The sequence below is a fragment of the Lysinibacillus sp. FSL H8-0500 genome (assembly GCF_038051955.1).
Lineage (GTDB): Bacteria > Bacillota > Bacilli > Bacillales_A > Planococcaceae > Lysinibacillus > Lysinibacillus macroides.
On sequence record NZ_CP150292.1, the window covers coordinates 424,636 to 438,002 of the forward strand.

The following is a 13,367-nucleotide window of genomic DNA, read 5'->3' on the forward strand; positions in this document are numbered from 1 at the left end:
TTCTCATTTATAGTGATAAATATAAACTACAGAGGAGGAGAAACGATGAATTCAACAGAACAGCGTTTACCAACACATCTTTTTTTAGCGAAATTAGGAAAGACGGTTTTACGTCCAGGTGGAAAAGAAGCAACGAATCGACTATTAGAGGCTTGTCAGTTACAGGAGGGTAGTCATGTCCTAGAGGTGGCTACTAATATGGGGACGACAGCCATACATATTGCCAAAACATACAATGCACAAGTGAGTGGAATCGATATTAACAAAGAGGCCGTTCAGAAAGCAAATGAAAATATTATTCGAGAAAAAGTCCAGCATCTTGTTCAGATTCAGCAAGGAAATGCTACACAATTACCATTCGATGATGCAACCTTTGATGTGGTGATAAATGAAGCGATGCTTACTATGTTACCGCAGGAGCTTAAAGAACAAGCATTGGCTGAATATATGCGTGTTTTGAAGCCAGGTGGCATGTTAGCAACACATGATTTAGTTGTGAAAGCAGCAAATGAAGAAAATATGACTGATGAAATACAGGCCCTTCGTCAAGTGATTATTGTAAAAGCACAACCACTAACAAAGCAGCATTGGCAAACATTATTTGAGGATGCAGGATTCCAAGCCGTAGATGTGCAAACAGGCGAGCTTCATCTAGTATCCTTGGCAGGGCTTATTCGAGATGAGGGCCTAGATGGTTTAATTCGTATTATTGAAAATGCACAAAAAAATCCAGATGATGAGCAATACTTCCATGAAATAGTGGAGCATTTTGATCATGCTCGCTATCATTTTGGTCATATTACAGTCATCGCAAAAAAGCAAGGCTAGCCTATGAAAATAGCGGTTCAATTTCAACAAGTGTCAAAATTATTTGGAACAAAGCAGGTCATTAAAGATTGTAATTTAAGCTTACAGGAAGGCGAGGTGGTAGCGATTGTTGGGCCTTCAGGATGCGGAAAGACTACCTTTTTACATTTAGCAACAAATGTACTACAGCCAACCGCAGGACAAATTACATGCTATACCGATAAATTAGGCTATGTGTTTCAAGAACCAAGACTGCTGCCATGGTGTACATTATATGAAAATGTCACATTTAGCTGTAATAATGTAGTAGATAAAGCTCAAATTATAAATTTATTAGCACGTGTCAAGCTTGACAGTGAAATGGATGCGTTCCCTAAACAATTATCGGGCGGCATGAAACAGCGTGCCTCGATTGTTAGAGCCTTTGCATGCAAGCCTAAACTTATTATGATGGATGAACCATTCTCAGCATTGGATTATTGGATAAAAAAAGAACTAGTGCAGGACCTTATTGAGCTAATCGAAAATGAGCATGTTGGTATGTTTTATGTTACCCATGATTATGAGGAAGCCGCTACAGTGGCAGATCGCATCATTAATATTGCCTATGCAAAGGCAGGAATCTACAAGGAACTAGTGTTAGATATACCACGTAAACAACGCAGCTTTGATTATATAAAAAATATTGAATATCAATTATTACAACTTTAAACAGAGGAGAAAATCTATGATGAAAAAGTGGCCTATATTTAGCCTTTTAATAGTATGTCTTGCAGTTGTCTTAGCCGCTTGTGGCAATACAGAACAAACAAAGCAGGATCAAGAACCAGAGGAAAGTGAACAGCCAAGTGTATCTGACGTAGCAAAGGCAAAAAAAATTACTATTCAAGCACCAGCAGGTATTTCAATTGCTGCACCCCTTTATAAAATGATTGACGATGAGTCATTACTAGAAGGTGCAGAGGAAGTGGAGTTTCTAACATGGAATACACCTGATGAGCTGCGAGCACGTATCAGTGGTGGACAAGTGCAAGTATCTGCTGTACCCACATATGTAGGAGCAAATCTTTATAATAAAGGTGTAGACATTCAATTGGTGAACACACTTATTTGGGGGATTTTATATTTTATTGGCCCTGAGGGTGAAGCGATCGCTTGGGAAGATTTAAAAGGAAAAACCATTCATGTACCATTTAAAGGGGATATGCCAGCATTAGTATTTCAGTATTTACTACAAAAAAATGGGCTTGATATAGAAAAAGATGTAACAGTGGAGTATACATCAACACCTCAGGAGGTTGTGCAATTATTAGCAGCAGGGAAAGCACAATATGCTGTTTTACCAGAGCATACAGCTTCTCTTGTTATTGCCAAAGCGAAGAAAGAGGGAATAGCTCTACAAAAATCAATGAGTTTGCAAGAAGAATGGGCCGCAGCGACAGGAAAGGCACCGCGAATTCCTCAGGCAGGTCTTGTTGTTGATAAAGCATTAATCCAAGAGCATCCGGAAACAGTAGCATTACTGCAAAAGGAAATAGAGGCATCTATTCAATTTTTAAAGGATGATCCGAAAGCTGCTGGAGAGTTACTCGCTTCGTATCAAGAAGGGCTTGACCCAGCATTTATCTCTGGCTTATTACCGTATTTAAATATTGAATTTGTAACTGCGCAGGAAGCTAAGGAAGAGCTAGAGTTTTTCTTTGAACAACTAGCCACAATGTCACCAGAAATTATTGGTGGACAGTTACCGGATGATGCATTCTATTATGAGCCGTAAAAGAAGCTTAATGATACAAATGAGTACTTGCAGTAGTATTGTAGTCATTTGGACAATTCTCTCTTTATATTTTCCAAGCATATTAATACCTTCTCCATATGAGACACTACTCGCATTATGGGATATTACAAGGAGTGGAGAGCTTCTTCAGCAACTTTATTTAACAGCGATGCGTATGATAGCAGGATTAGCAACGGGGATGTCCCTAGCAATTATATGGGGCTTATTGGCGGGAAGGTTTGCGGTTATTTATGAGATGTTCCGTCCCATTATTGCATTTTTATTGGGGATACCACCCATAATTTTAGTTGTAGTCGCAATGGTATGGTTTGGCACAAATTCAATTATCCCTATATTTGTCGTAAGCGTTTTAGTATTTCCAACTTTTTATGTTAATATTGCGAATGGCTATCGGCAAATCGATATTCAGCTCTTACAAATGGCAACTGTCTATAAAAAATCGACATGGCAAAAACTGCGCTTCGTTATTTTACCAAGCCTTATCGTTCCATTTTTTACTGCCTGTTCATTAGCAGCAGGAGGTGCAGTGAGAATTACCATTATGGCTGAATTATTAGGAACGAGTAGCGGTATTGGCGCAGCGTTAACTATGGCACGGATAAACATTAACACAGATAAAGTTTTTGCGTGGACGTTAATAAGTGTGCTAGCTATTTTGGCAATTGATAGTTTTATTTTAAACCCGTTAAAAGCAAGAATGATGAAATGGAATATGGAGGAATCACGTTGACAATTATTCAAGTCCAAGCAATGTTAGAGGAGAAGGCAAAGTTTATAGGTAAATTAGGAAGTATTGATGGTGCAGATATTTTGAATATTCAATTACGTGCAGGTGAAAAAATACCTGAGCATCATACAGATAACGAGGTACTCATTATTGTTCAATTTGGGGAGGTTCGTTTTGTGATTGAAGGGGTGGAAAAACTGTTAACCCCTGACACGATCCTCGCCTTAAAGCCTTTAGAAGATCACAGCCTAGAAGCTATTACAGACGTTTGTATTGTTGTGATTAAATTGACATAAATATAGGAGGGGTGTCTCAAATGATTTTTGGGACACCCTTTTTGCTTACTTTTGGATAATCACTATTCAGGAAGACGTGCAACGATGGAGATCGCTTGGAGGTGTTGATTATGCTTGATAAAAGTTTTACGCATAAATAGTACACGTTTACGAGCTCTTGCATTTGTCACTACATTTTTTGCAATTTTTAGGACACCCAAAAAGCCTTCATCCTCCACTAAACGTTTGGGGTAGAGAAGATGCATGGGGGCTGTTTCTACATGCTCTATGATAAAGCCATGCTGCTTTAAAATATCCTGCCATTCATCGACAGTTAATGGTAGGGCATTGACCTTAATCGCATCAACTAGGTCTTTACGGATATGCTCGCGTTTAGAATTTTCAATAGTAGAGGGTGTTAAGCACATTTCATGAATAGCATACTTACCCCCAGGCAGTAGTAATCTTTTTGCCTCGCTAATAATCGCATTTTTTTGTTTAGTAGATTGCATGGTCAACATTGCTTCCCCATAGATAACAGTAGCATAAGCATTTGGTAAACCAGTTTGCTCGGCACTACCAATAATACAGCGTTGATTGATCCCATTTAAATAACGTCTAACTTTATTAGCGGCCTCCTCATCACGTTCAATGGCTACATAGGTCGGGTTTTTTTCTAATGTCATTTTTGCAGTAATGCCTAGTCCAGGTGCAAATTCTACTACATAGTCCTGTTCGGTAATAGCTAAATACTGAAGCATGTGTCGTGTCATTTGAATACCACCAGGACGAAGCACAGTTTTTCCTAAGCTGGCTAGAAGCCAATGTCCAGGCATTTTTTCATAGTTTAACGAATGTTTATTCATTGTGAGAGCCTCCTTTTGTTGAAAATGATTATTATTCTCATTATTATAAAGGTAATATAACAATTGAGACTGTGATTTGTGTCAAATTTGGGGAGGTATATAAATGGGCTGTCAAAAACAATATTGCTTTTCAAAGGTACCAATATTTCAAAATCTAAAGGTACATGAAATGGAGAAAATTTCAAGAATCATTACACATCATCATTTTGATAAGGGAGAGATTATATTATTTGCAGGTGATCGTAAGAAAAAATTATTTATCGTCAGGCATGGAAGAGCGAAAGTATCCCATATCTCAACAGATGGTCGAGAGTATGTTATGAGAATATTGGAGGTAGGGGATTTTTTTGGAGATGTTACATTGTTTAATGATGAACCACAAAAGTCAACAGTAGAGGCTCTCGAAAAAATGGAGATTTGCTCGCTTGATGGTAAGGAGCTAATGAAAATACTAGCAGGTACACCTATTACCTTGTTTCATATGCTTGCACAGCTTTCAGCACGATTAGAGGAGACCGAAAATCATTTGAGTGAAGCCATTTCCAAAGAGGTGAGCGAAAGACTTGCTGCATTTATTCTAAAATCTGCAAATAGTGCCAAAAGCGATACATTTTTATTAACACTTAGCAAAAAAGATTTAGCTTCCTTATTAAATACTACAAGAGAAACATTAAGCCGTCGTTTATCTACATTTCAAAAAAAGGGGTATATTGAGATGGCAGGAAAAAATATTAAAATTATAAACCATGCTGCGTTGGAAAACCTATTATTGTAAAATAGCAAATTGTTGATAAAAACAATGGATTTTGAAAATATTGTCGAATATGTGTATTATCTCATTGAAATAATGGAGGAACAGTCTTATAATGAAGGTTGTAATGTCACCAAGACAAGCTTAAGGATGGTATTATGATGAGCTTTTTGCACGATAAAGTTAAACACGCTAATAACAAGTCATACGATTGCTGTCCAGCCCTTGTGACTGGTGAATGTGTAGGATATACGCTGTAACGACTGTTAAGTTTGACCTTAATGGTCTTTTTTCCATGTAAGCAATAAAAAATAGTACTAGTGATGGCAAAGGAGAGTTCAAAATGTCAGAAACGAATAACCAACCACAGGCTGAGCAAGTAACTGTGAGTAAAGAGCAATTAGATGTGCTAGACCAATTATTAAAGCCTGAAGTTCAAGAATCACTTACAACTTTAGTTGAACAATTACCAAAGCTAACTGAAATGATGACATTAGTAACAAAGTCATATGAGTTTGCTCAAGCTGTTGCAACAGATGAAGTGCTTAAAAATGATACTGTTGGGGCAGTAACAGAAATCGCTGGACCTGTAGTAGGCTCTGCGAAAAACCTTGCAGCCACTGCAATTGAAGCGAAAGACCGCGCAGCTGAGAGCCAGGAAGTAATTGGTTTATTCGGTCTTATGAAAATGTTAAAGGACCCACAAGTTCAAAATATTTTCCGTTTTGTTAATGCTTTCTTACAAGTAAATGCAGAACGCAAAGCTAAATAAGACTCAAGGTAAATTCAATTCGTAAGGACGGAGGATCAATTAATCATGTCAAAAGAAATCGTCATCTTAGGTGCTGGTTATGCTGGTGTGTTAACTGCACTAACAGCACGCAAATACCTAACAGCTGATGAAGCTAAAATTACTGTAGTCAACCAATTTCCAACACACCAAATTATCACTGAGCTTCACCGTTTAGCAGGTGGTACAATTGCAGAAGGTGCTGTTGCATTACCACTTAAAAAAATCTTTAAAGGTTTAGATATTGACCTACACATTGCAAAGGTATCAAAATTTAATGTAGATACGAAAAAAATTGATTTAGATAATGGCTATACATTATCTTACGATACACTTGTAGTATCTTTAGGTAGCCAAACTGGATTCTTCGGTATTCCAGGATTAGAAGAAAACTCAATGGTCCTTAAATCAGTAAATGATGCCAATAAAATCAACAAACATATTGAAGACCGCATTAAAGCCTATGCACAATCTAAAGATGAAGCAGATGCAACAATCGTTATTGGTGGTGGCGGTTTAACAGGTGTTGAGCTTGTTGGTGAAATCGTGGACAACTTCCCGAAAATCGCTGCAAAACATGGTGTTAATTTTGCTGATCTTAAAATTAAGCTTGTTGAAGCTGGTCCAAAAATCTTGCCAGTTCTTCCAGATACACTTATCCACCGCGCTACTGAAAGCTTAACTAAACGTGGCGTAGAATTTATTACAGGTACACCAGTAACAGGTGTTGACGGCAACGTTATTTCTTTAAAAGACCGTGAACCAATTGTTGCAAATACACTTGTTTGGACAGGTGGGGTAGCACCACTGCCAATCGTAGGCGAATCAGGTCTAGCTGCTGATCGTGGAAAAGCAACGATTAATGAATTCTTACAATCTACATCTCACGAAGATGTCTTTGTTATTGGTGATGCATCTGTTGCACTACCAGCTGATGGTGGTCGTCCACTATACGCTCCAACAGCACAAGTTGCATGGCAAATGGGTGAATGTGCTGGTTACAATGTATTTGCACAATACAAAAACCAAGACATGAAAGCATTCTCAGCTGTAAACTCTGGTACACTTGCAAGCTTAGGTCGTAAAGATGCTGTAGCAACGATTGGTGCTAGCAACACAGAGCTAAAAGGTCTTCCTGCAACATTAATGAAAGAAGCTTCTAATATTCGCTACTTAACACATATTAAAGCTTTATTTGGCTTAGCATACTAAAATGATAAATCCCCTTCAGCGCTATTTTGTGCTGAAGGGGATTTTTTAGATAATGAGGTAACATTGATTAATACCTGTAAAATAAGTAAAATTAGTAGGACAGGAAAATTTTACTTGAGGTGATGAGGCGATGTTTACAGTATTTCAATCCAAAAAAGAGGATGTTGAGCAGTTTAAAACGAAAATTGATGAATTAAATGGGAAACTTGATAAAAGAGATCATGAATTTCAAATATTTCTAAACGAGCTACATAAAGAAATCCTTGAGACCATTGAACAGCATAATAAAGTCAATCACCAGCATGTTATTTTAGGTGAAATGGTTGGCGAAATTGTGGGAGAATTTAATAAAGTAGAAGATAGCACGATGCAATCGAATAGAATTTCGGAACATGCACTGGATAAGGGTAACTCATTGATTTCTTCCTCTAATCAAATGATGACATTATCAGTGGAGAGCAAACAGGCTGTTCATGAGGTGGAGCAACTGATTGATGCATTAGGGGAGCAATCACAAAAAACATCGTTAAGCATGAGCAATTTAAGTGAGCGTTCCAAACAAATTGCAGAGATTGTAAACGTTATTGGCGAAATTTCAAATCAAACGAATTTACTGGCTTTAAATGCATCCATAGAGGCGGCAAGAGCAGGAGAGCATGGCAAAGGCTTTTCCGTTGTGGCCGAGGAGGTTCGAAAATTAGCGGAAAGCACAAAAACAAGCACAGAGGATATTGCTAATTTAACAAAGAAAATTGAAGAACAAATTGGGCTAGCTTACGAGGATAATAAAAATAATATGCAGCTAGTATCTGAGGGAATTGAGAAAAGCGCTAAAACTTCCACACAGATTGAGCATTTATTGCAAATAATGACGAATGTGCAAACGGGCATTAATGAACTATTAGATTCTATTAAAGACCAAAAATTATCAAATGAAGATGTTATGCATAAATTTAAGACAACGACAGCCTTATTTGACGAAACAAATCGTGTGTTAACAAGCCATATTGATGAATCTGAAATTGTAACGAAAAAATTATTAGAGGCAGTAGAACAAGTAAAACATTTCCCAACAGAGCAGTAAAAACACCAGACTGTATGCCACAATCTGGCTAGAGCTTCAAAAAGGATTTTGATAAAAGTGCCTCTTTGCAGGCTGTATATTGCAGCATAATAAAATCACAGCTACCATTAACATAATCCAAGAGGCACTAACGACAACAAGACGAATTGTTATCCATTCAGCAATAATGCCAAATAATACTGTTAGAATAATACTAAAAATTGCTTCAAAAAAGCTATAAATACTGCCAATACGTCCCATGCTTTGGGGTGGAATGTTATTTTGATAAAATGTATAAAACCCTGTATTTGCAAAGGCAGTTGCAAATGCTAAAAGAAAGCAACCGAGAGCTGCAATAGTGAATGTCAAGGATGCAGTAAAAATAACGTATCCTAAAGCTGTTAAAATAGATCCCATACCAATAAGCCAAGCGGTAGAGACTCTTTCAACAATAGCAGAATTGACGATAGAACCAAAAAGGACACCTACTCCTGCAACGCTAACCAAAACCCCGTATTTTCCTTCAGATAAAGCAAGTACCTGAGTAGCGAAAGCAGCCTCTAAAGAATCGGTTGCTGTCATAAAGACAATCATCATGCTAAATAACAAACAAATTAGCATTATATAGGGATTGTTAAAGCTAAAGCGTATCACCATTTTCCAATCATCAAGCCATAACTGATAAAATAATTTTTTCGTTGTATGACGAACAAATTGCTCATGTACTTCTATATTTGGCATTTTTACAGTGATGCAGGCGGATAAAAATAAAGCCGCTGCATTTAGGTAAATTGCAACATAAGGTGTGCCAAGCATGAAGAGCAAGCCTGCAATAGCTGGTCCTGTAAGAAATGCGCCCGAATCCAATAAGCTACGCAGTGCATTAAAACGTTTTCGTTGTGCAGTCGGTATTAATTTCGTGATATAGATTGTAGATGCAGGCTGATATATAGCACTCGCTGCTGTAATCAAAAAAACTAAGCTATAAATCCACAATAAGCTAGAAAAGAAGGGCAGTGTCACAATTAATACTGCTTGAAAAATATTAAGAAGAATCATTAGATATTTTTTATTGAAACGATCAATCAAGCTACCAGCCCAAAAATTTGTCAGCAGAAAAGAAATAGCTCTCACAGTATATAAGCTAGATACAGCAAGAGCGGATTGTGTAAGGTTTAGCACAATAAGATTTAAAGCAATAAAATAAATCCATTCGCCAACACTGGAGATGCCAATACTACATAATAGAATGACAGGATAGCGCCATGTTTTCTTCATTATAAATTCCTCCTTTTATTTTGGCAAAATAAAAAATCCCACCCCCAAGACGTATAGTCTTAGGGACGAGATTGTGGAATTTATCGTCACGTGGTGCCACCCTAGTTCACTATTATGTCACCATAATAGCCTTTTCAGTACGGCATCGCTTTGATGCTTATACTGTAACTCTATAACGGGAGTTCCCGTCACACCATCATTCAAGTAGAAATCCAATGTGCTACTCTGAGACTTGTTTCGATAATTCGTTCCTGCTCATTTGCAGCACTCTGAGCTCTCTGGAAGGAACAGCCTTATGTACTTCTTCTCTTCAATGTATTTTTGCTAGTGTAGCATATGTATGGAAGCTTGGTAAAGGGTGCATTTAATGTTTTCTAAGGAATATTTGTAATTGTGTAAAAACAGATTGGCAAAGTTGTAGAGAGGTATCTATAATTTCAAGAGAATGATCTGCTCCCTCTAATATGGCTAGATGATGATTCGTAAGCTGTGCTAGTTTTTCTTATGAATAGTGAGGATCTGCTGTACCAATCGCTATAAATGTTTGCTTATTGTGTAAGTTTTCCATTGTATGTTCAAGCGATAGCAATGGTGTGAACAACACATAACAGGCAGGAATAACAGAAGGCTTCTGCATATAAAAATCAATAATCGGCATAGTGCCCAATGATTTTCCTATAATACACTACATTTGTATAAGATTTTGTTTGCAAAAAATATTCTACAATAGTATTAATGCTGTTGTCTACTATAGTGGAAATAGCTAGTGGCTCCTGCTCAAATTGTTGCTGTTCAAACATATAATTGATTTGTATAACATCATAACCAAGCTCAAGCATTAGTGACTTTGCATAATAAAGGATAGGTTTATTGGAGCTGTAGCCTGTACCAGAGAATATAAAGCAGATTTTATCGCTATTCTTGTCAAAAAAATCATAGGATTCACCGTTATATGAAAGCTGTCATAATCAATGAATTTGGATCAGCGGATGTTTTAACATATTGTGAATGTCCAAAGCCTACAATTGCAAAAGGCGAGATATTAATCCATATAACCTATACAAGCGTATATTTTGCTGATATAAAAAACCGTACAGGCAATAAAGCCAAGGCAAATTTTCCAATGATTCTTGGCTTAGATGTTGCAGGTATTGTAGAAGACGTTTTTGAGAGTAACAGTGATTTTCAAAAGGGTGACCAAGTAATCGCATTTCCGAAAAAAGGAGCTTATGCAGAGTATGTTGTAGCAAAGGAGCAGTTGGTATTTAAAATTCCACAAGATGTTCCTATAGAAAAGGTAGCCGCTGTACCGACTGTGTTATTTTTGTCGTATATACTAACATATCGAGTAGCAGCTATTACCGAGCAGGATAGTGTATTAATTCATGCGGCTTCTGGCGGAGTAGGAACAATGCTGATTCAAATGGTAAAAAGACTTGGGGCAAAGCAGATCATAGGCACAGTAAGTCATTTAGAAAAAGCAGCAATTGCTTATCAGCTTGGTGCACATCAAGTTTTTACATATGATGACTTCAGTGCATCTATTAATAATTATACAAATGGAGCTGGTGTTGATATCGTTTTTGATTCGATTGCAGGTGCAATTACAGAGGAAAGCTTACATTGCTTAGCACCATATGGCACACTTGTTCAATTTGGCAATAGTGGAGGTAGGGCAGGAACGATTAAAACAGCGGATTTACATAGTAGCTATCGCAACATTCAAGGCTTTAGCTTAGGCACAACAAGAGCTAAAAGACCAGTCATGCTACAGCAAGTGGCACAGGCTATTTTTTCAATTGTAAAGGAGGAAAGTTTCCAAGTGCCAATTGCTAAAATTTTTACTCTAGCGGAAATACAACAGGCTCATGAATTGATGGAAAGTCGTCAGCATCAAGGCAAAATATTAATTAAAATATAAAAAGTGCAGGAAAGATGATACTCCACTAAAGAGTGTCATCTTTTGCACATTCATTAAAGATCTAATTCATTTAATTTTTCCACAATACGTCTTTTACGATAAAGCATAATGCCTGTTTCCGCAACATCCTGAATCATGCCTTTATTGGCATAAGCACCGAAAACCATACCAGCGATCGGAATCATTTGAAACAGCTTTTTCCAGCCTAACTGATCTCTATAAGTATAAAAGACCTCCTGCCAGCCTTGAAGCTGAGAAATCATATTTTCAGAAGCCTTGTTTGAGCTATTCATAGTCGATAGCTCCTGTAAAATCGCCTCTTTTCCAACAATATCAGCAGAGGTAAACTGTAGACATTTTACAATAAAAATCCGCTCCATTTTATCATTAGGATCATAGCCATGGATCATCGCTATTTCTTGCAATGTTTTTAATGCTGTTCCTAAAATAACAGGAATATCAATCGCTAACGTAAAAATGCCACCAAAGCCAGTAGAAGCTCCTTGAACTGTCGCAAATTTCACGCGCTCATTTTGTAATTGCTCACTAAGCACGATCATATCCTCTAATGGTATTTGTCCAACATCAGAAATCGTTAAAAGATGCTCTGTTGAGGAATGATTGCGTATCCTTTGGAGCATGGCTTGTTCATTAATTAAATATTTTCCACCTGATTGAATATAACTGCCTAATTCATCGACTAATAGGGCAATTTTATTTTGAATAAAGGCAGGTGTCATTTTATCGAGTATTTTAAACGGTATCCTTCCTAGCTTCTCCCAAAACCATAAGCCCTTTTGATCGTTTTCCCATGCATTGATTTCCTGTAAATGCTGTTGTAATAGCTCACGATTCTCCATGGTTATCAAATCCCCTTATTTGTTCATTTAATTGTACATACGAAAAAATAGCAGGAAAGTTTCATTGGTGATGAAAGCGAACAACTTCATATTGCAAGAGCAGATAATTCAATGACATGCAGAAATTCAAGGATTATTTGGGTTTCCTAATATTCATTAATTTTTACTTAAATTAATGTAAATATTTTGGATGATATTCGTCATTTTTTCATCATAATCAGGGTAAGTATAATTTAATAAAGAGGCGACTTTTTTAGAATAAAATCTAAACATTTCACAACATACGTTAAAGGAATCCCAAGTCACTTTATAACCAGCCAGAGAAAAGGTTTGAACCAGTCTTTCTAATTCTTTTTCAGGAAGATATTTACCAATAAATTTATAGTTCTTACCTACACTGAAATGACAGCCTTCTCTTATACCAATCTCCCATGACATCATACGTAAAAGCTCAGGTCGAAGAATTTGGTTGAAATGATCCAATGCATAAAGTAGCTCTTTTCTAAGTAAGCCTTTTGCAACATAAGCTGATACATTCCAAAACTCATTGCAACAATCATTAAATTCTCGCTCAGATGGTTTTTTAATCCAATATTTTGTATCATTTGGAGTAATTTTTTCCTTCATTCGTTTATCTTTATCAATCAATACTTCTACTAAACCATCTGAATCAGAGAAATATTGATCTACTTCATTTACAGGAATCAATGTCAAATCTATTTTTATACCATCGCTAAAATACATGATATAGCTGAACCAATTTCCTAACTCTGATGGGTATAGCTCCATATCTTCTGGTTTTTGCATAAATAGTATGTCTCCAAATACATTTAGCCAATGGTCACTTTTCTTATATGACTCGATATCTGTTACAAAGAATGAAATATCGTAATCTTGAAAGTTATCTTTTGGAATATTTGTATTAGTTCTCGAACCTTCAAGAACAGCTAGTCTAATTCGATCATCGTTCATAATAATAGTATCGAAAAGTGTAATTAGTTCATTTTCTTTCCTCACTT

15 protein-coding genes and 1 other annotated feature are annotated in these 13,367 nt (G+C 36.8%); of the genes, 10 read left to right on the plus strand and 5 right to left on the minus strand.

Annotation, left to right across the window (positions count from 1 at the left end):
- The first annotated feature begins 45 nt into the window (after positions 1-45).
- Genes MHB44_RS01935 through MHB44_RS01955 form a run of 5 tightly spaced genes read left to right on the plus strand, consistent with a single transcriptional unit; the run spans position 46 to position 3,628 of the window.
- Complete coding sequence (locus MHB44_RS01935) at positions 46-828, plus strand: class I SAM-dependent methyltransferase (RefSeq protein WP_341301358.1); 783 nt, start codon at positions 46-48, stop codon at positions 826-828.
- Between the two features lie 3 nt (positions 829-831).
- Entirely contained in the window at positions 832-1,518 is a 687-nt protein-coding gene (locus MHB44_RS01940) for an ABC transporter ATP-binding protein (RefSeq protein ID WP_341301359.1), read from the plus strand.
- 16 nt (positions 1,519-1,534) lie between these two features.
- Complete coding sequence (locus MHB44_RS01945; protein ID WP_341301360.1) at positions 1,535-2,584, plus strand: ABC transporter substrate-binding protein; 1,050 nt, start codon at positions 1,535-1,537, stop codon at positions 2,582-2,584.
- On the plus strand, positions 2,559-3,335 hold the full coding sequence (locus MHB44_RS01950) for an ABC transporter permease subunit (RefSeq protein ID WP_341301361.1): 777 nt from the start codon (positions 2,559-2,561) through the stop codon (positions 3,333-3,335). The genes MHB44_RS01945 and MHB44_RS01950 overlap by 26 nt, the downstream gene beginning before the upstream one ends.
- Positions 3,332-3,628, plus strand: a complete 297-nt coding sequence (locus MHB44_RS01955; RefSeq protein WP_341301362.1) for an AraC family ligand binding domain-containing protein — start codon at positions 3,332-3,334, stop codon at positions 3,626-3,628. Before MHB44_RS01950 ends, MHB44_RS01955 begins: the two co-directional genes overlap by 4 nt.
- A 62-nt stretch (positions 3,629-3,690) precedes the next feature.
- Here MHB44_RS01955 and MHB44_RS01960 read toward each other — a convergent pair whose 3' ends face one another.
- A complete protein-coding gene (locus MHB44_RS01960; RefSeq protein WP_341301363.1) occupies positions 3,691-4,473 on the minus strand; it encodes a methyltransferase domain-containing protein in 783 nt (260 codons plus the stop codon).
- Positions 4,474-4,576: 103 nt separating this feature from the next.
- Between MHB44_RS01960 and MHB44_RS01965 the strand changes: the two genes are divergently transcribed.
- From MHB44_RS01965 to MHB44_RS01980, 4 genes are all read left to right on the plus strand, one after another.
- Complete coding sequence (locus MHB44_RS01965; protein ID WP_341301364.1) at positions 4,577-5,248, plus strand: Crp/Fnr family transcriptional regulator; 672 nt, start codon at positions 4,577-4,579, stop codon at positions 5,246-5,248.
- Between the two features lie 319 nt (positions 5,249-5,567).
- Positions 5,568-5,996, plus strand: a complete 429-nt coding sequence (locus MHB44_RS01970) for a DUF1641 domain-containing protein (protein ID WP_341301365.1) — start codon at positions 5,568-5,570, stop codon at positions 5,994-5,996.
- A 45-nt stretch (positions 5,997-6,041) separates the two neighbouring features.
- A complete protein-coding gene (locus tag MHB44_RS01975; protein WP_341301366.1) occupies positions 6,042-7,226 on the plus strand; it encodes an NAD(P)/FAD-dependent oxidoreductase in 1,185 nt (394 codons plus the stop codon).
- 130 nt (positions 7,227-7,356) lie between these two features.
- Positions 7,357-8,310: a methyl-accepting chemotaxis protein gene (locus MHB44_RS01980; RefSeq protein WP_341301367.1), complete on the plus strand. Its 954-nt coding sequence runs from the start codon at positions 7,357-7,359 to the stop codon at positions 8,308-8,310.
- Positions 8,311-8,346: 36 nt separating this feature from the next.
- Here MHB44_RS01980 and MHB44_RS01985 read toward each other — a convergent pair whose 3' ends face one another.
- Positions 8,347-9,567, minus strand: coding sequence for an MFS transporter (locus tag MHB44_RS01985; RefSeq protein WP_341301368.1), 1,221 nt, complete (start codon positions 9,565-9,567; stop codon positions 8,347-8,349).
- Between the two features lie 58 nt (positions 9,568-9,625).
- Positions 9,626-9,890, minus strand: a binding site (T-box leader).
- A 179-nt stretch (positions 9,891-10,069) separates the two neighbouring features.
- A complete protein-coding gene (locus MHB44_RS01990) occupies positions 10,070-10,234 on the minus strand; it encodes a hypothetical protein (protein ID WP_341301369.1) in 165 nt (54 codons plus the stop codon).
- 285 nt (positions 10,235-10,519) lie between these two features.
- On the opposite strand from MHB44_RS01990, the gene MHB44_RS01995 reads away from it, so the two are divergent.
- The gene (locus tag MHB44_RS01995; RefSeq protein WP_341301370.1) at positions 10,520-11,488 is read left to right on the plus strand and encodes a zinc-binding dehydrogenase; all 969 of its coding nucleotides are present in this window, start codon (positions 10,520-10,522) and stop codon (positions 11,486-11,488) included.
- 53 nt (positions 11,489-11,541) lie between these two features.
- Here the strand turns inward: MHB44_RS01995 and MHB44_RS02000 are convergent, their stop codons facing one another.
- On the minus strand, positions 11,542-12,348 hold the full coding sequence (locus MHB44_RS02000) for an EcsC family protein (RefSeq protein WP_341301371.1): 807 nt from the start codon (positions 12,346-12,348) through the stop codon (positions 11,542-11,544).
- Positions 12,349-12,504: 156 nt separating this feature from the next.
- A complete protein-coding gene (gene ant(6), locus MHB44_RS02005; protein ID WP_341301372.1) occupies positions 12,505-13,365 on the minus strand; it encodes an aminoglycoside 6-adenylyltransferase in 861 nt (286 codons plus the stop codon).
- Positions 13,366-13,367 lie beyond the last annotated feature (2 nt).